At 43.4% G+C, this 18,730-nt stretch carries 18 protein-coding genes; 16 read left to right on the top strand and 2 right to left on the bottom strand.

All coding sequences use genetic code 11. The features are described from left to right. The first annotated feature begins 3 nt into the window (after positions 1-3). The 10 genes from JMF81_RS07965 to JMF81_RS07920 all read left to right on the top strand — a co-directional run bounded on the left by JMF81_RS07965 (position 4) and on the right by JMF81_RS07920 (position 10,847). On the top strand, positions 4-714 hold the full coding sequence (locus tag JMF81_RS07965; protein WP_201310924.1) for a response regulator transcription factor: 711 nt from the start codon (positions 4-6) through the stop codon (positions 712-714). Beyond that, entirely contained in the window at positions 711-1,949 is a 1,239-nt protein-coding gene (locus JMF81_RS07960) for a sensor histidine kinase (RefSeq protein ID WP_201310923.1), read from the top strand. The genes JMF81_RS07965 and JMF81_RS07960 overlap by 4 nt, the downstream gene beginning before the upstream one ends. Positions 1,950-2,061: 112 nt before the next feature. Beyond that, complete coding sequence (locus tag JMF81_RS07955; protein ID WP_201310922.1) at positions 2,062-2,733, top strand: ABC transporter ATP-binding protein; 672 nt, start codon at positions 2,062-2,064, stop codon at positions 2,731-2,733. Further along, the gene (locus JMF81_RS07950) at positions 2,733-5,156 is read left to right on the top strand and encodes an ABC transporter permease (protein ID WP_201310921.1); all 2,424 of its coding nucleotides are present in this window, start codon (positions 2,733-2,735) and stop codon (positions 5,154-5,156) included. The genes JMF81_RS07955 and JMF81_RS07950 overlap by 1 nt, the downstream gene beginning before the upstream one ends. Before the next feature lie 298 nt (positions 5,157-5,454). Next, a complete protein-coding gene (locus tag JMF81_RS07945; RefSeq protein WP_201310920.1) occupies positions 5,455-6,630 on the top strand; it encodes an MFS transporter in 1,176 nt (391 codons plus the stop codon). A gap of 136 nt (positions 6,631-6,766) precedes the next feature. Continuing rightward, the gene (locus JMF81_RS07940; RefSeq protein ID WP_201310919.1) at positions 6,767-7,363 is read left to right on the top strand and encodes a TetR/AcrR family transcriptional regulator C-terminal domain-containing protein; all 597 of its coding nucleotides are present in this window, start codon (positions 6,767-6,769) and stop codon (positions 7,361-7,363) included. A 170-nt stretch (positions 7,364-7,533) separates the two neighbouring features. Next, positions 7,534-8,313 carry an aldo/keto reductase gene (locus JMF81_RS07935; protein WP_201310918.1) on the top strand — a complete coding sequence of 260 codons (780 nt, stop codon included), beginning with the start codon at positions 7,534-7,536 and terminating at the stop codon, positions 8,311-8,313. A gap of 58 nt (positions 8,314-8,371) precedes the next feature. Continuing rightward, the gene (locus tag JMF81_RS07930) at positions 8,372-8,899 is read left to right on the top strand and encodes a flavodoxin family protein (RefSeq protein WP_201310917.1); all 528 of its coding nucleotides are present in this window, start codon (positions 8,372-8,374) and stop codon (positions 8,897-8,899) included. Positions 8,900-9,010: 111 nt separating this feature from the next. Beyond that, complete coding sequence (locus JMF81_RS07925; protein WP_201310916.1) at positions 9,011-10,150, top strand: aldo/keto reductase; 1,140 nt, start codon at positions 9,011-9,013, stop codon at positions 10,148-10,150. Positions 10,151-10,172: 22 nt separating this feature from the next. Then, the gene (locus tag JMF81_RS07920) at positions 10,173-10,847 is read left to right on the top strand and encodes a DUF4405 domain-containing protein (RefSeq protein WP_201310915.1); all 675 of its coding nucleotides are present in this window, start codon (positions 10,173-10,175) and stop codon (positions 10,845-10,847) included. Between the two features lie 111 nt (positions 10,848-10,958). On the opposite strand, the gene truA is transcribed toward JMF81_RS07920, so the two are convergent. Continuing rightward, entirely contained in the window at positions 10,959-11,705 is a 747-nt protein-coding gene (gene truA / locus JMF81_RS07915) for a tRNA pseudouridine(38-40) synthase TruA (protein ID WP_201310914.1), read from the bottom strand. Positions 11,706-11,830: 125 nt separating this feature from the next. On the opposite strand from truA, the gene JMF81_RS07910 reads away from it, so the two are divergent. Then, positions 11,831-13,210 carry an aldehyde dehydrogenase gene (locus tag JMF81_RS07910; protein ID WP_201310913.1) on the top strand — a complete coding sequence of 460 codons (1,380 nt, stop codon included), beginning with the start codon at positions 11,831-11,833 and terminating at the stop codon, positions 13,208-13,210. On the opposite strand, the gene JMF81_RS07905 is transcribed toward JMF81_RS07910, so the two are convergent. Further along, positions 13,205-14,314 carry a VanZ family protein gene (locus JMF81_RS07905; protein ID WP_201310912.1) on the bottom strand — a complete coding sequence of 370 codons (1,110 nt, stop codon included), beginning with the start codon at positions 14,312-14,314 and terminating at the stop codon, positions 13,205-13,207. The genes JMF81_RS07910 and JMF81_RS07905 overlap by 6 nt on opposite strands. Before the next feature lie 212 nt (positions 14,315-14,526). On the opposite strand from JMF81_RS07905, the gene JMF81_RS07900 reads away from it, so the two are divergent. The 5 genes from JMF81_RS07900 to JMF81_RS07880 all read left to right on the top strand — a co-directional run bounded on the left by JMF81_RS07900 (position 14,527) and on the right by JMF81_RS07880 (position 18,713). After that, positions 14,527-14,997, top strand: a complete 471-nt coding sequence (locus tag JMF81_RS07900) for a MarR family winged helix-turn-helix transcriptional regulator (protein WP_243282581.1) — start codon at positions 14,527-14,529, stop codon at positions 14,995-14,997. 125 nt (positions 14,998-15,122) lie between these two features. After that, positions 15,123-16,367, top strand: coding sequence for an MFS transporter (locus JMF81_RS07895; RefSeq protein ID WP_201310911.1), 1,245 nt, complete (start codon positions 15,123-15,125; stop codon positions 16,365-16,367). 226 nt (positions 16,368-16,593) lie between these two features. Then, entirely contained in the window at positions 16,594-17,535 is a 942-nt protein-coding gene (locus tag JMF81_RS07890) for an SIR2 family NAD-dependent protein deacylase (RefSeq protein WP_201310910.1), read from the top strand. An 18-nt stretch (positions 17,536-17,553) separates the two neighbouring features. Next, the gene (locus tag JMF81_RS07885; protein ID WP_201310909.1) at positions 17,554-18,387 is read left to right on the top strand and encodes a protein-ADP-ribose hydrolase; all 834 of its coding nucleotides are present in this window, start codon (positions 17,554-17,556) and stop codon (positions 18,385-18,387) included. Positions 18,388-18,458: 71 nt separating this feature from the next. After that, a complete protein-coding gene (locus JMF81_RS07880) occupies positions 18,459-18,713 on the top strand; it encodes a hypothetical protein (RefSeq protein ID WP_201310908.1) in 255 nt (84 codons plus the stop codon). The last annotated feature ends 17 nt before the right edge of the window (positions 18,714-18,730 follow it).

The following is an 18,730-nucleotide window of genomic DNA, read 5'->3' as shown; positions in this document are numbered from 1 at the left end:
GATATGACAGATATTTTACTATTAGAAGATGATGAAAGTGTCAACAGAGGAATTGAATTTACTCTTCAAAAAGCCGGTTATCATATAGTTTCTGTTTTTACGATTTCTCAGGCAAAGCAGATTCTGAAACAGGAAGCAGAGATTCCGATGATGATCTGTGACGTGAATCTTTCAGATGGAAATGGCACGGATCTGATTTCTTATATCAGAAAAACAGATTCAGATATGCACATTATATGTCTGACGGCTTTGGATCAGGAAATGGATCAGGTGCTTGGATATGAGGCCGGAGCAGACGATTATATTACCAAACCGTTTAGTCTTTCCGTTTTACTGCTGAAAGTCAATGCATATTTCAGAAAACAGCAAAATGGGGCAGGCGGAAATTGTGTTCAGTCAGGAAATCTAAAAGCTGATCTTGATATTATGAAGTTATACCGTGAGGAAGAGGAAATTTCACTGACCAAAAATGAATGGAAAATGTTTTCTATGTTTGTGAAACATCCAAAGCAGATTCTGTCCAAGGCTCAGATTCTGGAACATCTTTTTGATATGGAAGGAGACTTTGTTGATGAAAATACCCTGGCTGTTTATATCCGAAGGCTGAGAGGCAAGATTGAGCCGGATCCTTCTCATCCGGAATATATTAAAAATGTCCGGGGGATCGGATATATATGGAATCAGCCATGTATCAGACAAGGAGGCGGAAGATGAGATCAGAGAAACGCCGGATCTTTTCGGCGCTGTTTTTTTCCGGACTTCTTTTTCTGCTGCTGGACAGCTTTTTGATATTTGCAGAATATGGACATTATCAGCAGAAATATCAGATGGCGTCTCTTCTTCTGGGAAACAGCCAGACAGACTTACAGATTCTTAAGAACGAGGGACTTCCGTCCATGAAAGAAGCAGAGGGAGTGCTGTCCCAATATGGATATGAATCCATCCGTTCCACATTTTTCGGAGAGGAATTTATCCATCATTGTCTCTGGATCATCACTGGCTCTGCGCTTTGTTTCCTCGGAACTGCGCTGGTTTTATTTTATGTCCGCTGCAGACAGAGAAAAGATTTTGAATCTCTCCTGGAAGAAATTTCGGCCATGCTGGAGGATTTTAGAAGTGGAAATTTCCGGACAGATCTCCTCTGGGAACATCTGGAAGATGACGCATCCCGCATCAAAGATATTTATATGCAGATGGAATCTCTTGGCAGTTATTTCGAGCAGCTGAAGGAAGCTGCCGCCATAGAGAAGGAAAATACCAAATCGCTGGTAACGGATATTTCTCATCAGCTGAAAACCCCTATGGCAGCTTTGAAGGCATCTCTTGAAATTCTGGATCAGGAAGATCTGAACGAGGGAGAACGAAAAGAATTTCTGAAACGATGCCAGGATCAGATGACCGGACTGGAACAATTATCCTCTGCACTAATCCAGATTTCCCGAATGGAAACCGGCATGATCCGGCTTCAGATGGAAGAAAAGAGAATTTTTGATACGGTACTTCTTGCTGTAAACCGGATTATTCCAAAAGCAGAAGATAAAAAAATTGCAGTTGAGCTGGAAATTCCTGAGCCGCTGCAGACTCTCATTTTGTCTCACGATACAAAATGGATGACAGAAGCGCTGATCAATCTTATGGACAATGCGGTAAAATACAGCCCGGAAGGCAGCCGGATCCGAATCTCTATGGACCGGTGGATCAATTTTCTTCATATTTGTGTGGAAGATGAAGGAATCGGGATTCCAAAAGAAGAGCAGCATAAAGTCTTCCAGCGGTTTTACCGGGGCGGTGCCAGAGAAGTCCGCTGTCAGCAGGGAAGCGGCATCGGTCTGTTTCTGACCAGGGAAATCATTAACCGGCACTGCGGAACCATCAAAGTGATTTCAGGCGGCAGAAGAAAACAAAAAGGTTCTCTTTTCCAGATTCAGCTGCCAGTTACCAGCACATGACCCGTTTCTGACAAAACTGTAAGATTTCTTTTTTTGATTGTCACTGTTTTGAAAGAGTGTACCTGTAGACTATAAATAAATCAAAGGGAAATCAAAGAAAGGAATGATCGATATGAACGAAATCTTAAAATCACAGGATTTGTGTAAATATTATGGAACAGGTGAAAATCAGGTAAAGGCAGTGGATCACGCCAGCATTTCCGTCCGCCAGGGAGAATTTGTGGCGATCGTCGGGAAATCAGGATCCGGGAAAAGCACCCTGCTTCATATGCTGGGAGGGCTGGATACGCCTACATCCGGAACAGTCTGGATGAAAGGCAAGAATATTTTTTCCCTGAAAGAAGATGCGCTGGCGGTGTTTCGCCGCAGGAAAATCGGATTTATCTTTCAGACATTTAACCTGGTTTCTTCCATTAATGTGTGGGAAAATATTGTACTTCCTGTCGGGCTGGACGGAAGATTGCCGGAAGAGACTTTTGTCCAGGATATCATAAAGACTCTGGGAATTGAAAATAAACTTCAGAATCTTCCAAACACTCTTTCCGGGGGTCAGCAGCAGAGAGTGGCCATTGCGAGAGCGCTGGCTTCCAAACCGGATATCATTTTTGCAGATGAACCAACTGGAAACCTGGACTCCAAAACCAGCGATGAAGTGATCGGCCTCTTGAAACTGTCTGTGGAAAAATACGGACAGACACTGGTCATGATCACCCATGACGATGAAATTGCTCAGATTGCCGACCGTGTTCTGGTAATCGAAGACGGAAAGGTGGCGGAGATGTAATGAAAATGATAACGACACTTGCGGCAGCCAATAATAAGAAAAACAAGGTCAGAAGCATTCTGGTGATAGCCGCGGTATTTTTTACGACGCTGCTTCTGACGATCATTGCCACATGCGGATATGGGATGATGGAGTCTCAGAGAGTCAATGCCGGAAGACTCTACGGCACTTATTATGGCACGTACACCGGCGTGAGAGAAGACCAGTTTGCCCGGATGAAGCAAAGAGGTGAATTTAAAAAAGCCGGAGTCATGGCGACAGCAGGAGAGGTGGAAGGAAAAGCTGACATTTCGCTGATTTATTCTGACAGCAGCGTGCTGGAAATGACCAATCAGAGACGAAATCTTTCTCAGGGCCGTTTTCCAGTGAAAGAAAACGAAATAACAGCATCTCCTGATTTCTTCCGTCAGCTGGGCTATGACTCTGTAAAACCGGGAGACCGGATTGTACTAAACAGCCGGGAAAGTATGTCTCAGAAATATAAAGAAAGAGAATTTGCAGTCAGCGGGGTGTTAAAGGATTATGAATCAAATATAAAAGGGACATCATTTTACGGGCTGGTTTCCAAATCATATTACGACTCTGTCATTCCTGATGCCGGCCATGTTTATACTGCATATTTTCAGCTGAGTGATTCTGTCAGCATCAGTTACGATACGGCAGAAGAAACAATGAAAAATCTGGCACAGAAATGCGGCATTGACCCGAAGGGAGTTTCCGTCAACGGGTATTATCTTATGTGGAAACTGGATCCGGGCATCGAAAACATTACCATCTGCGCAGGAATCTCACTGCTGGTTATTTTGTTTTCCGTTGTTGTTATTTATCATATTTTTCAGGTAGGAATCGCCCAGAAGGTACAGGAATACGGAAAAATTAAAGCACTGGGCGCAACCAGGCGGCAGATGAAAAAACTGGTGTTCCGGGAAGGAATGCTGCTGGCTCTGACTGCCGTACCTTTTGGCGTTGCTGCCGGGTATGGGATCGGCAGTGCATTAACCCGTATTCTTATGATGAAATCTTCCTCTGTTCAGCCGGGTATGCCGCCGCTTGAGATGGTATCCTGTTTCAGCCTGCCTCTCCTGGTTTTCTGCGGCGTTTTGTCACTGGCAGCCGTATGGATTGCTCTGAAACGGCCGATGAGGATCGTGGCGAAAATTTCCCCGGTGGAGGCTATGAAATACCAGGAAAACAGCAGTCCAAAGAAAATCCGCCGGAGCCGGAAAGCCTTGTCCGTATGGGGACTTACCAAGTCCAATCTAACTGCTTACTGGAAACGGACGCTGAAAACCATCCTTGCCATGGGATTGTCCTGTGTCCTGTTTGTGGCTCTTTCAAGCTTTGCCGGCAGCATCGATAATGAATATAATGCAAGAAAAGAAGTAGAACATGGTCAGTTTGTATTGTCGCTGGATTACTCCATGAATGACACAGCCTATCCGGAAAACAATCTGGACAGTATTCTGAAAAATAATCCGCTTGGACAGAAGACCATAGAGAAGATCAAAGGGATGGACGGCGTTACCGATGTGACTTCCAGAAAATATCTGTACATGACAGAAGGGAATAACACATATTCTGTTATGGTTCTTAACAGAGAAGATTTTGAAAAACATGCCGGTGAAGGAGGTATCCTTGGGGATATGGATTATGAGAAAGCCTCCCGGGAAAATGGAATCTTCTATGGATGGTCTAATTTTATAGGAGATTCCGGATACCGCATCGGACAGAAAATTTCCTCAAATCTGGAAGATGGCAGTACGAGTCAAAATTATGAAGCTGTCATTATGGGATCTTTCGGAAGCCTGGATACAGACTGGGCTATTACAGAAGATACTTATCGCAAACTGGGGCTTGAGAATGCAAATGCCAGCGGAACCGTCTGGGTGGACTGCAGCCAGGAGGATCTTGGCAAAGTAGCCTCTGCTCTGGAACAGCTGTCAGATGAGAACGATCATATTTCCATGGATTCTTATGAAAATCAGCTCAATCTTTCCAGGTCAGCCAGCCGTGTGATGCAGTTTGCGGTCTATGCGTTTATGGCAGTCATCGGAATCATTAGTTTTATGAATATGGCAAATACCATGATCATCAGCATCATCACAAGGAAACAGGAGCTGGGAATCCTGCAGGCTATCGGAATGACCAGCGGACAGCTAAACCGGATGCTGCAGATGGAAGGATTATTCTTCAGCGTTGGAACACTCCTGGTATCCTTTGTCATTGGAATTCCGGCAGGATACACAGTGTTCTATTACGCAAAGACACATAGTTATTTCGGTATGAATATTTATCATTTCCCATGGATACAGATTCTCGCCATGACAATCGTCATCATTGCTCTGCAGCTGATCTTATCCTGGCTTTTAAGCCGAAATGTAAAGAAAGAATCCATTGTGGAAAGAATCCGGTATCAGGGATAATATAAAAAACAGAACAAAAAGATATGCCTTGGGAAAACTCTGGCATATCTTTTTTAGAATGAAAATAAGAGGTATATCCTGGACGAATTAGTAAAACGTATAAAATACCATAGGAATTAAAATGGATGACCTCGTTTGCTTCCAGTGTAAAACAAGAACATAGAAAATCAGGGCAAATGTGTGTTTTAATGTAATTCTATGCCAAAAAAGCATGGAATCCCATTTTATATAAGTATTTGTTGTTTCGATATATGACTGCTATATTTAAGATAGAAAAAAAGCAGGAGGTTTCATTGAAATGAACAAAAGTCTGATTTTCATTTTAACAATAGGTGTATTTAGTATCATTAATACAGAAATGGGAGTGGTTGGGATTCTTCCGCTGGTATCTGAAAATTACGGGGTAACAGTGTCTGCAGCAGGTCTTCTTGTCAGCATGTTTGCACTGGTTGTAGCAGTGTCAGGACCGACAATGCCGCTTCTATTTTCCGGAATTAACAGAAAAAAAGCCATGATCCTTGTTCTTAGTGTATTCACCCTATGCAATGCAGTTTCAGCATTCGCTGCAAATTTCCCGGTAGTTTTGGCTGCCCGGGCAATTCCGGCATTTTTTCAGCCGGTGTATGTATCAATGGCAATGTCTGTTGCAGGAGCGTCTGTACCGGAAAAAGAGGCTCCAAAGGCTGTATCCAAAGTTATGATGGGAGTTTCTGCCGGCATGGTTCTGGGGGTTCCGATTGTAAGTTATATTTCTAATATGACTTCTCTGAGAGTGGGAATGCTTTTCTTTGCGGGAGTCAACGCCGCAGCTCTGATTGCAACCATTTTTGCCGTACCAGATCTTCCGGTGAAAGAAAAGCTGTCTTATGGTACACAGCTGAGTGTTTTGAAAGAGGGGAAAACATGGCTCTCTATTATCGGCGTGATGTTTTTGAATGGCTCTGTATTTGGCGTATACAGCTATCTTTCAGAATACATGGAAACAGTGACAAGGCTGTCTTCCGGACGGATCAGCATCCTTCTTCTTGTATATGGTTTGGCCAACATGATCGGAAATATGATCGCCGGCAGGATGCTCAGCGGCCGTCCGATCCGATTTGTCTTAACTTTTCCGTTTCTTCTTGGGGGAGTTTACGCAGTCATGTTTTTCCTTGGATATTTCACAGTGCCAATGGCAGTTCTTATATTGATCTGGGGAATTCTTGCCGGAGCAGCCGCCAATATTAATCAGTACTGGCTGGCGACAGCTGCGCCGAAGGCTCCGGATTTCGCAAATGGGCTTTTTCTGGCATCCACAAATCTGGGAACGACCATTGGAACTTCTGTATGTGGCTTTTTCCTTTCCGGTCTGGGAACGCAGTATATCATTTTGGGCGGCATTATCTTTATTGCCTGTGCTTTCCTATTGATTGTTCTGAGGGTGTGCAGAGAGAAAAAAGAGCAAAATACGGACAGGATTCTTAAAACAGCATAAAAGAAATTATGTAAAAATTTCAGTCTGCCAATATGACAAAATTATGCCTGATGTCAATAACGTTCCATAAAATATAAGCATTTGCCTAGAAGAAAAACAACTGATAAATTAATATTAAGAAAGGAGCGGGACAGAAGTGGCAATTAACATCAAACAAATCGTGGCAGACGCCTTGCTGGAATTGTGCAGGACAAAGGAGCTGAAAGCAATTACCATTAAAGATATTCGGGAAAAGACAGGAATCAGCAGGCAGGGATTTTATAATCATTTCAGGGATAAAGACGATCTGATTCACTGGATTTATTATGATCGTGTAATGACAAATTTCCATGACCTTGATGCAGGAAAAGGATATTACGAAAATCTGAAGGACTATTTTCTGCGGGCAGAAGCGTATCATTTCTTTTTAAAACCCGCTGTTATGATGTGCGGACAAAACTGTCTGAAACGCTATATGCTGGAACATCCATTCGAATGGGATCTTCAATACCATGAAAAATGGTATGAAAAAAACGCCGGAGAAAAACCGGTCATGGAGGAACTTCGGTTTTTCACAAAATATCATTCTATGGCGTCGGCCGGACTGACCATTGAATGGATCAAAGAAGATATGCCGGTTCCTCCAGAGATTATGGCAGAACGAATTACAAATTTAAGAAGAATCGGTCTGGGAGAACTTTTGAAGGATACGAAGGATAAAGAAGAACATCCTTATGGAACCAGATTACAATGAAACAAAGAGACAGTGTCGGGAGGAACGATATCAATCCCCGCTGTCTCTTTTTAGCAGACAAAACGGCGGCAAAGTCTGCAAACAGAATCATGAAGAGAATTGTAAATTGATGGGGATTTTCTAAAATGATATAATTCAGGTAATTGAAGAGACATCTTACAGGAATTGGCATGGGCGCGTTTGAGAAAGTTCTGGGTGATTTTCTTGGAACCATTCCAAGAGACAGTTATCTTATTTCAGATAAATTTACTCCGCAGTGTGCGGATTCTGCCGCAGAAAATGCAGTGACAGCGCTGTATGAAAAAAGCGCAGAACTGCTGGGAACAGATTATATGGATTTTTACTGGATCCACAATCCGATGGATGCGCCAAAATGGGTAACAAAACTGATTCCTCTCGCAAAGAGCGGAAAAATCGGTAAGATTGGTCTTTCCAATCATAGTCTGGCAGAGATTAAAGAGGCTGAAGAAATTCTTGCAAAAGAAGGGCTGAAGATTTCAGCAATCCAAAATCACTACAGTCTTTTGAACCGGTCTTCTGAGACATCCGGAATTCTGGATTACTGCAGAGAAAATGATATTCTTTTCTTTTCCTATATGGTGCTTGAGCAGGGAGCTTTGACGGGAAAATATGATACGGATCATCCGTTTCCGGAAGATTCTGACAGGGGAAGAACGTACAATCCGATGCTGCCGCAGCTGGAAAAACTAAATGCCAGACTGGAAGAAATTGCAGATCATCATAATGCAGCTGCTGCGCAGATTCCGACTGCATGGGCAATTGCAAAAGGGACACTGCCTATTATCGGTGTGACAAAGGTTTATCAGGCAGAGGATGCGGCAAAAGCAGCAGAAATTAAATTAACAGAAGAAGAAATCGCATCACTGGAACAACTGGCTGATCAGACACAGCTGAATGTGATACGTTACTGGGAAAAAGAAATGAGATAGTACAAGACAGAAAAGAATCTGCAATGTTTACGGCTATTTATTATTGGAGATGAAACATATGAAAATACTGGTTATCAATGGAAGACCTCGTGCAAAAGGGAATTCAGACTTGTTATGCGATGAATTTATCCGCGGCGCCGAAGAAGCGGGAAATCAGGTGGAAAAAATATCCCTCAGGGAGAAAGAGATTTCTCCCTGCCGGGCATGCTACGCATGTTTCCGGACCGGTTCCTGTGTTCAGCAGGATGATATGGCGGATCTTCTTCAAAAGGCAGAGGAAGCCGATATGCTGGTTCTCGCTTCTCCGACCTATTTCCTGACAATGAGCGGACAAATGAAGGTTATGATCGACCGTCTGCTCCCGAAATGGCAGGATCTGGGCGGTAAAAAAGCCTTTGTGATCGTAACCGGCCATGACGGCAGACAGGGTCTGCGAAGAACAGGAGAAGAACTTTGCGCCATTCTTGAGAATCTCGGATGCTCCGTGCAAAATATCATATGGGGCGAGCGGGTATGGCAGAAAGGTGAAGTCATCGGTACAAAAGCGATGACAGAAGCCTATGAAGCAGGAAGGCAGCTGTCCTGACCATGTCAAAAGCGGATGGTTTTTCGTTTTCTCCTTGACTTAAAGTGAAGTTTAAGTGTTATGGTATAATTAAATATTTATGGACAGAGGAAAAAGGAAGGAGAGAACAATATGATATATAAAGATTTTCAGGGAATGAAATTATCTGCTCTTGGACTTGGCGCCATGCGCCTGCCGCTGATAGAAGGCGGCTCAGACGCAGATATTGATGAGAAAGCAGCCGAAGAGATGATTGATTATGCCATGAAGCAGGGAATTAATTATTATGATACGGCTTTTGGCTATCATAACGGCCAGTCAGAGATTGTCACCGGACGCATCCTGGGAAATTATCCGAGGGACAGCTATTATCTGGCAACGAAATTTCCAGGATATGACTTGTCCAATATGGGAAAAGTGGAAGAGATTTTTGAAGAACAGATCCGCAAATGCGGCGTAGAGTATTTCGATTTCTATCTGTTCCACAATGTATATGAGAAGAACATTGATCCATACCTGGATGAGAAGAATGGTATTTTAAAATATCTGCTCCAGCAGAAAGAAAACGGAAGAATCCGTCATCTCGGCTTTTCCTGTCATGGACGTTACGATACATTAAAACGTTTTCTGGATGCTTACGGAGAACATATGGAATTCTGTCAGATCCAGTTAAACTATCTGGACTGGAAACTTCAGGATGCAAAAGCTAAGGTGGAACTTCTCAATGAACGGAAGATTCCAATCTGGGTCATGGAACCGCTGCGCGGCGGAAAACTTGCGGTATTATCAGAAGAAAACAGCCGGAAACTGAAAGCGCTCCGCCCGGAAGAAGAGGATCCGGCATGGGGGTTCCGTTTTCTGCAGAGCATACCGGGTGTGACCATGGTATTGTCCGGTATGTCCAATATGAAACAGTTAAAAGATAATATAGAGACCTATAAAGAAAGCAAACCGTTAACAGAAAAAGAAATGAATGCGTTAATGGACGTAACAGACAGTATGCTGGATATTCTTCCATGTACAGCCTGCCGCTATTGTACGAGCAGATGCCCGAAGCATCTGGATATTCCAACACTTTTATCTCTTTACAATGAAAGCCGTTATCACACCGGTTTTATTACCCGTAATGCGGTGGACGCCCTGGACGAAGACAAACGTCCTGATGCATGCATCGGATGCAGAAGCTGCGAGGCTGTCTGTCCGCAGCAGTTAAAAATATCAGAAGCGATGGCAGATTTTGCAGAAAAACTAAAACAGCCTGCAGATCTGTAACATCATGCAAAAAGGAGAATCTATGACCAGAAAAACTGTAACTAAGATGATGGTCGATCTTTTGATGACCATTCTGCTTTTGCTGCTGATGGGATATCACTATTGGGGAGATGATCTTCATGAATGGTTTGGAGCTGCCATATTCCTTTTATTCATCATCCATCATGTTCTGAACATTCAGTGGTATAAAAATCTGCCGAAAGGGAAATATTCCCTGGATCGAGTGTTCCGGCTGATAATCAATTTTCTGCTGTTTGCCGCCATGATCGGGCTGATGATAAGCGGAATCATGATGTCCAGGCACGTATTTGCATTCCTGAACATCGATGGAAACATGTCTTTTGCAAGACAGCTGCATATGGCATCCAATTACTGGGGATTCGTCATCATGTCCCTTCATATCGGACTCCACTGGAGAATGCTCATGAATATGTTCCGGAAGAAAGGCAGCAAACCATCCGCAGGAACAGCGATCGTGAAATATATCATTGGAGCCGGCGTTGCCGTTTACGGTCTGTACGTCTTTTTCCAGAGAAGACTATTAGACTATATGCTGCTGCGCACCATGTTTGTTTTCCTGGATTTTGGAGAATCCAAAGTATCTTTTTATCTCGATTATCTGGCCATGATGGGATGTTTTATCTTTATTTCCAGCCAGATCAGCCTGTTCCTTTCAAAATGCAGGAAAAAATCATAACAATGCCAACCCACTTTGAGGATGAGCGAGTCTGCAGAATATTCTGCCTGCGCTCATCTTCTTTTCATTTCTCAGAAAACCCCGTTCCTGTGAAATAAAAACGCTCCGCATTTAATATTTCACAGACACAAGGAACAATCCCTGAGGCGGAGCCGTCATTCCCGCATCCTGCCGGTCTTTTGTCTGCAAGACGGTCAGGACATCTTCCGGCTGCTTTCTGCCGCAGCCAATTTCTACAAGAGTACCGGTCAGGATTCGAACCATATTGTGAAGAAATCCATTTCCCGTAAAGGAAATCAGGATTTCCTTTTCTTTCTTCTCAATATCAATGGCATAAAGTTCTCTTACCGTTGATTTTTTTGTCCGCTTAATAGAGGAAAATCCTTTAAAGTCATGCCGGCCAGTCAAAAAATCAGCTGCCTGTTCCATTTTTTTCATATCCAGTGGTTCCGGAAAATGCCAGAGATATTTTCGGTCAAACACATGGGGAACGCCAGGAACCGCAATCCGGTAGCAGTATGTTTTTTCAGCTGCGTTTAACCGGCTGTGAAATCTCTCTCCCGCATCGGAGACTTTTAATATTCCAATGTCAGCAGGAAGATACCGGGTCAGATAATCTCTGATTTCTCCACAGGACATGCCGCAGTCCGTATGAAAATTTGCCACCTGCCCCAGGGCGTGCACTCCCGCATCGGTCCGCCCGGAGCCGATCAGCTGGACGTCTTCTCCTGTCATCCTGGACAGTACCTGTTCCAGACGGCCCTGAATGGTATCTGCATCAGCGTTCTTTCCCTGCTTCTGCCAGCCGCGGTAGCGGCCGCCGTCATATTCTATTAATAATCGAATGTTTCGTTTCATTTTGTAATCCTTTCATGACAATTTTCCTCATCTTATCACAGCCCCTGAAAATATGCAAAATTTTCAGGGATTTTGCCGCACGGAGGTCCGTTGCATTCCCCTTATATTTGCAGTAAAATGATTTTATGAGTAATATGACAGAAATTTTAGAGAATCAAAGACAATTTTATAATACTGGAAAGACCCGGTCTTTCGCATTTCGGATAAAAGCGCTGACACGCCTGGAACAGGCTGTTTCCAGCTATGAACCCCAGATAAAGCAGGCCCTGAAAAGGGATCTTAACAAGTCCTCCGCGGAATCTTACATGACAGAAATCGGGATGATCTTAGAGGAAATTGCTTATCTGAGACGCCATTTAAAAAAGTGGATGGAACCAAAGAAAATCAGAGCGCCTCTGGCGCAGTTTCCTTCCAAGTGTTTTCAGATAACAGAGCCTTACGGCGTTGTGCTGATCACGGCACCTTGGAATTTCCCATTTTTACTGTCCCTGCAGCCACTGGCCGGTGCCATAGCCGCCGGGAACTGCTGTGTGATCAAACCATCGGAATATGCGCCGGAATCCGCCAGAATCTTAAAAAAGATTCTGCGCGCTGTATTCCCGCCTAAATATGTCTGTGTTATCCCTGGCGGAAAGGAGACAAGCCAGAGACTTCTGGATCAGACATTCGATTACATTTTCTTTACCGGAAGTGTTCCTGTCGGGAAAATTGTCATGCAGAAAGCGGCGGCTCATCTGACTCCGGTTACACTGGAACTGGGCGGCAAAAGTCCCTGCATTGTGGAAAAAAGCGCCAATATCAAAATGGCGGCAAAACGAATCATTTTCGGGAAACTTTTAAATGCCGGACAGGTATGTGTGGCTCCGGATTATATTCTGGCAGACAAGACTGTAGAAAAAGAGCTGGTCATGTATCTGAAATACTGGATCCGGGTGATGTACGGAGAAAATCCGGTCATTCATCCAGACTATCCATCCATTGTAAGCAGGCGGCATTATAAGAGGCTGATGGGAATGATGGAACAGGGAGAGATTGCAGCCGGCGGATACGGCGATAAAAAGACAAGAAAAATCGCACCGACGATCCTGCGAAACCCAGATCTCCAGGCTCCTTTGATGCAGGAAGAAATTTTCGGTCCGCTGCTGCCGGTTCTTTCTTATGAGACTCTTGAAGATGCCAAAGCATACATCGCAAAGCGCCCAAAACCCCTTGCCCTTTATCTGTTTACCAGAAACCGTCAGGCAGAAAGAGAGATTATGGATGGGCTGTCTTACGGCGGAGGGTGTGTCAACGACACGATCATGCATCTGGCTTCTTCCTCTATGGGATTTGGCGGAGTCGGGGAAAGCGGCATGGGCTCTTATCATGGAAAAGACAGTTTTGAAACCTTTTCCCACAGGAAAAATATCCTGAAGAAATCGGACCGCATCGATCTTCCTGTTCGATATATGCCTTATAATACAATAAAGGAAAAAATAATCCGTCTCTTCCTTGGCAGGTCATAAGCGGCGCCGGACAGTGCTGATCACCTGGGTGCGGGATATTTTTTCATAAAACAATGGTTTGTGAAGGGCCATCATAACAGCTGCAAACACAAAATAGAAGCAGTATCCGGCAGCAAACAGACCGGAGAGAAATAAAGTTCCATATTCTGTTATGACATGATACCTGGCACAGAACTCCAGGAACTCATAGACGAGCCTTGGAATACCATACAGACCCAGAAAGATAGAAACACCGCGGATCACATACTGGTACCAGACGGCATTTTGTCTGCTGACGGCAGCGATTTTCGTTCCGGTCAGGCGTTTTCCAAAGGTTTGTCCGCCGTAAAAAGCCGGAAGAAGAACAAAGTATCCGAAACAGACAATCCATGAAAGATACGGTATGGTGACAGAACAGATCCGGCATAAAACAGCTGCGGCCCCTCCAAGCAATACAGCCGCTGTGATGTCAATGACGATGGCGGTAAGCCTTCTTGCAAGGGAGACTTCACGTCCTCTGCGGAAACTGACGGCATCCATCTGCTGTCTGTTGGGGAGGACTTTCAGAAAAGGACCCGTGAGATAATAACCAAGAATTCCTCCCAGTGTATTTGCCATCAGATCGTCCACATCAAACAGGCGGTAGCTTCTCGGATAATAGAAATACAATCCGGAAAGCTGAGTAAGTTCAAAGAAGAGAGAAAGAAGGAAAGACGCGGCCAGCGTCTTTTTTCGTGACCACTGAAAATAATACCGCAGATACATTCCGAAAGGAATGGTCATGGCGACATTAAACAGCATCTGAAATAATGCAGGGTTATTGATATAGGAAAGAATACCGCCGGAACCGGCTTCTTTGATGATATCCGCCGCAAAATGAAACGGAATCAGCTGCAGTCTCGGGCCAGTTAAAAGAGCTGCTTCCTGCCTGGATGGAAGCGGAAGGATCACAAGAAAATAAGCACAGAGAAGGTACAGAACAAAGGAATAGACGATGAGAATTCTAAGACTGAGAACAGAGCCAAATTTCCGGTAATTATGAATGATATAAGGGATGGTTACAAAGAAAGCAAGCACAGGGAAGAAGAGCAGTGCTTCTTTTATGATGTCAGCATACAGTTCCATATAATCACTTCCTTTCACTCAGATTATAGCACCGGACAGGACGATTTTACGGATTCTGTCGGAAATGTCAGATAAATGTAAGGTAAGCTGCTTAAGAGAGACAAAAAGAGGTGATATACAGATGAAAATTTGAGACTGCCCCTCGTTTAAAAAAGATCCGGATTCAAAAAACAAAAAGTCTATTGACTTATGTACGAAATCGGATATAATAAATGATGTACGAAATCGGACAATCAAGGAGGAGGAAAAAATTGCACTATTTAGAAACGGGACAATATACCTATTTAGCAGGAGAAATCAACGCTTTATACCACGAAGCGGCTGTAAAAATGGGTATTTCGGATAGCGTTCAAAATATTTTATATGTACTCTGTGAGAAAGGTGGTAAATGTCTGCAAAGTGAAATAAGTAAACTTACAGGTATCAGCCGCCAGACAATCAATTCTGCCATTCGCAAATTGGAAAAAGAGGAAATCGTATATTTGAAACAAGGGAAAGGCAGAAATACAATTCTCTGCCTGACTGAAAAGGGAAAGAAATTTTCATCAGAAAAAATAATACCTCTGCACGAGATTGAAAACAAAATCTGGAATGAATGGACAGCGGAGGAACAGCAGCAATATCTGACGCTTACGAAAAAATATCGTGACGGATTAAGAAAATATTTGGAAGCCATGTTATAAAAACAGAAATAAAATCTTTTGAAGGGAGGTGGCTTGATGTCGGCAGCAGCATAATAAGGGGATGATCACATTCGATATTGTCCCCTGTTTGAAAAACTATTTTGAAAATGAGAGGACAATTTGATATGGAAAAAATACAAAAATGGAAATCGCAGTTTATGATTGTTGCATTGGGACAGGCAGTTTCAATGTTAGGAAGTCACGGTGTTCAGTTTGCTCTTATTTGGTGGCTTGCTGAAAAAACATCTTCGCCGTTAATGTTAGGAGTATCAGGGCTTGTTGCCTATCTTCCAATGACCCTGTTCAGTCCGCTGGCAGGAATTGCGGCTGACCGTTATAACCGAAAATTCATCTCTATTTTTTCGGACATGGCAATGGGAGCGGTTGCGTTAATTTATGCATTATTACTATTCTTTTTTGACCTGCCTGTGTGGACGGTATTTGTTATGCTATGTGTCCGGGGGATTGGAAGCACATTTCAGCAACCAGCAATACAGTCAATTATTCCGCAGCTTGTACCAAAAGACCAATTAGTAAAAACAAATGGATGGATGCAGTTTCTAAATTCAGGCTCTTTTTTACTGGGACCGGTAATTGGTGCGTCTTTATTTGCGATTTTCCCGATGTCAATCGTTTTAATGAGTGATGTGGCGGGGGCAATTTTAGCAAGTATCGCGTTAGCAGTCGTTAAAATCCCAGAACTTGAAAAAGCAGAGCGGGAAGAACAGCATTTTATAGCAGAAATAAAAGAGGGATTGCAGGTATTCAAAGAAGATAAAAAGTTGTTTTATATCGTGATTGCGGAAGCTCTCTGTATGCTATTCTATGCGCCATTATCTTCCTTTTATCCACTCATGACAAGCGACTATTTTAAGTTGTCGGCAATGTATGGCAGTGCTGTGGAATTATCTTTTGCAATCGGTATGATGGCATCTTCCCTTTTATTTTCCAGCGTTCTAAAGATAATTCGGAAAATCAGAGTTTCCTTTATCGGTTTGTTCGGAATGGGAGTTATGTCGCTGATCTGCGGTATCATACCGCAGACTTATGCTGGCTGGTTTTTCTTTGCAGGAGGTTGTATCTGTTTAGGTGCTTCTGGAAATGTCCATACAATCCCGCTGACTGCCTATATGCAGGAAACCATATCCCCGGAAAAAATGGGGCGGGCATTTTCGGTACTTACTTTGATTTCTTCTGTGACAATGCCCATTGGCTTACTTTTTAGCAGCCCAATAGCAGAAAAAGTAGGTGTAAATGTCTGGTTTTTCATCTCTGGTTTGTGCATGATTATTCTTACTGCCGGTGTTTTAATCCTATATTCAGAAAGGTGCAGGAGGAAGAAAAGAGGATTCGAGAATTTCAGATATTAGATACAGAGCAGTTTATGGAGCTATGGCTTTTTGGAAATATGAACGCTCATTCTTTTGTTCCAGAGGAATACTGGCATTCATATTTCAATGAACTTTTGTGACATGCTGTCTGGATTTAATTGTAACTATTGACATTACAACAAGGCTGCGCTATATTATAAACAAGAAGTAATTATAAGAGTTACAACAAAATCTTTTGTTAAGATCATAAAGGAGTGCAAAGGGAATGTTTGAAAAATTGAAATCAAGAAAACCAAAAGTGACTTTCCAGAATTTCCTCTGCAGAGTTCCTGCCAGTGACTATATATTTCAGAAAACTCCATACGATGAGCAGATTCAGTCTGCTGCCAAAGCCATTCAGCATGCAGATCAGATTTTCATCGGAGCCGGCGCAGGTCTTTCAGCGGCAGCAGGATTAACTTACAGCGGCGAACGATTTCAGAGAAATTTCGCGGAATTCATTGATAAGTACGGAATGACAGATATGTACAGTGCGGGATTTTATCCGTTTCCAAGTGAAGAAGCCCGATGGGGATACTGGTCCAAACATGTATATGTAAACCGTATCGCTTTGCCGGCTCTTCCTCTTTACCGGCAGCTTAAGGAGATTGTAAAAGATAAGGAATATTTCGTTCTCACCACCAATACAGACCATCAGTTTTATAAAGCGGATTTCGGTTCTGAGCATATTTTTGCCGCCCAGGGAGATTACGGGCGGATCCAGTGCATGAGAGGCTGTCATCCAAGGACGTATGATGATGTGGAAATGATGAAACAGATGAACGCCGCAAGGAAGGACTGTCTGATTCCTTCCCATATGGTTCCGAAATGCCCGGTATGCGGCGGCCCAATGGCAATGAACCTGCGTTGTGATGATTCCTTTGTGGAAGATGAACAGTGGCATGAGGCAGAAAAACGGTTCGGCAGTTTTGTGGAACAGTGCAAAAGCGGTAAGACAGTTCTTCTGGAGCTGGGCATTGGGTTTAATACGCCGGTGATCGTAAGATTTCCTTTTGAGAAACTTGCCCGGGAAAATAAAAATATGACCCTGATCCGGCTGAATCTGAATGAAGCCGTTGTTCCGGAAAGTCTCGGAAGCCGGGCCATTGGAATTAACGCCGATATGAAACAAAGTGTGTACGATCTGCTGCATGCGCTGGATCAGTAAAAAGAAGGAGTGAGAGTGATGAAATTTTCAAATCAGGAAGAGCGTCTGGATTATCTTCTGGAAGTATTCAAAGAAGATTCTGTGCAGTACAGCAGTCTGGAAGTAGATGACGATTATGACAGCAAGCGGATGGTGCTCCGATCTCTGATGAATATTCGGATGCCGGGGGAAATGCCGGAAGAAGTCCTGAAAGTCCAGGATGAATTTCTGGAAGAAGAGGCCAGGGAAAAGGGTATCGTAACCTTATCTGAGATTCCGACCATACAGGAAGAATACCATAGTTTCCATCCACATGCAGATAAAATTTCTGTCTGGAAAGGAGACATTACAAGACTTGCGGCAGGCGCCATTGTAAACGCGGCCAATTCTCAGATGCTCGGATGCTTTATCCCATGCCACCGCTGCATTGATAACGCCATCCACAGCGCGGCTGGAATCGAGCTGCGGGAAGAGTGTAACTGCCGTATGAATCAGAAGAGAGTCCGTTTTGGCCGGCGCTACGAGGAACCGACCGGCCAGGCAATGCTGACAAAAGGATATAATCTTCCGGCAGAATATGTGATCCATACGGTAGGACCGATCGTAGGGTACCGCCTGAACCGGAAACTGGAACATGACCTGAAAAACTGTTACGAAAGCGTCCTGAAATGCTGTCTGGAACATAACATCCGCTCTGTGGCCTTTTGCTGTATTTCCACAGGAGAATTTCATTTTCCAAATGATGAGGCCGCAAAAATCGCGGTAAAAACGGTTTCTGATTTTCTGGATCAGCATGCGGAAAACTTTGACCGGATTATTTTTAATGTATTTAAGGAAATCGATGAACAGTACTATCATGCTCTGCTGTCATAACAGATTTGCTGCATTGCATTCTGATTCTGTTTGCAGTAAAATAAATCCATCACGAGAGAAGGAGAAAAGATATGGAATTTATCAGCGTACTTCCAGGTGTACATCTGGAAAAAGAAGATCAGGACGGCAGCAGAGAAGTCTTATTTATTTCTCAGAATGATCATATCCGGGTGAAGACACTGGATGGCAAAGAAAGAAAAGGAACCTTTATGCAGATTGAATTTGCCAGATACACAGAAGAAGATGACATCTTATATATGCACAAAGATAATGGAGAAAATGAAGGAATTCCTTTTGATACGATTGACGATGTGATCAAAGAATAAAATTTCAGACCTTATGC

The sequence above is a fragment of the Anaerostipes butyraticus genome, assembly GCF_016586355.1.
GTDB lineage: Bacteria > Bacillota > Clostridia > Lachnospirales > Lachnospiraceae > Anaerostipes > Anaerostipes butyraticus.
The sequence above is the reverse complement of the archived record's forward strand: the minus strand, read 5'-3'. Positions and strand labels throughout refer to the sequence as shown.

What these genes read in the sequence shown, in the direction of transcription:
- JMF81_RS07965 (WP_201310924.1), top strand. Translation starts at nt 4, where the DNA reads ATGACAGATATTTTACTATTAGAAGATGATGAAAGTGTCAACAGAGGA.
- JMF81_RS07960 (WP_201310923.1), top strand. Translation starts at nt 711, where the DNA reads ATGAGATCAGAGAAACGCCGGATCTTTTCGGCGCTGTTTTTTTCCGGA.
- JMF81_RS07955 (WP_201310922.1), top strand. Translation starts at nt 2,062, where the DNA reads ATGAACGAAATCTTAAAATCACAGGATTTGTGTAAATATTATGGAACA.
- JMF81_RS07950 (WP_201310921.1), top strand. Translation starts at nt 2,733, where the DNA reads ATGAAAATGATAACGACACTTGCGGCAGCCAATAATAAGAAAAACAAG.
- JMF81_RS07945 (WP_201310920.1), top strand. Translation starts at nt 5,455, where the DNA reads ATGAACAAAAGTCTGATTTTCATTTTAACAATAGGTGTATTTAGTATC.
- JMF81_RS07935 (WP_201310918.1), top strand. Translation starts at nt 7,534, where the DNA reads ATGGGCGCGTTTGAGAAAGTTCTGGGTGATTTTCTTGGAACCATTCCA.
- JMF81_RS07930 (WP_201310917.1), top strand. Translation starts at nt 8,372, where the DNA reads ATGAAAATACTGGTTATCAATGGAAGACCTCGTGCAAAAGGGAATTCA.
- JMF81_RS07925 (WP_201310916.1), top strand. Translation starts at nt 9,011, where the DNA reads ATGATATATAAAGATTTTCAGGGAATGAAATTATCTGCTCTTGGACTT.
- JMF81_RS07920 (WP_201310915.1), top strand. Translation starts at nt 10,173, where the DNA reads ATGACCAGAAAAACTGTAACTAAGATGATGGTCGATCTTTTGATGACC.
- truA (WP_201310914.1), bottom strand. Translation starts at nt 11,705, where the DNA reads ATGAAACGAAACATTCGATTATTAATAGAATATGACGGCGGCCGCTAC.
- JMF81_RS07910 (WP_201310913.1), top strand. Translation starts at nt 11,831, where the DNA reads ATGAGTAATATGACAGAAATTTTAGAGAATCAAAGACAATTTTATAAT.
- JMF81_RS07905 (WP_201310912.1), bottom strand. Translation starts at nt 14,314, where the DNA reads ATGGAACTGTATGCTGACATCATAAAAGAAGCACTGCTCTTCTTCCCT.
- JMF81_RS07900 (WP_243282581.1), top strand. Translation starts at nt 14,527, where the DNA reads ATGATGTACGAAATCGGACAATCAAGGAGGAGGAAAAAATTGCACTAT.
- JMF81_RS07895 (WP_201310911.1), top strand. Translation starts at nt 15,123, where the DNA reads ATGGAAAAAATACAAAAATGGAAATCGCAGTTTATGATTGTTGCATTG.
- JMF81_RS07890 (WP_201310910.1), top strand. Translation starts at nt 16,594, where the DNA reads ATGTTTGAAAAATTGAAATCAAGAAAACCAAAAGTGACTTTCCAGAAT.
- JMF81_RS07885 (WP_201310909.1), top strand. Translation starts at nt 17,554, where the DNA reads ATGAAATTTTCAAATCAGGAAGAGCGTCTGGATTATCTTCTGGAAGTA.
- JMF81_RS07880 (WP_201310908.1), top strand. Translation starts at nt 18,459, where the DNA reads ATGGAATTTATCAGCGTACTTCCAGGTGTACATCTGGAAAAAGAAGAT.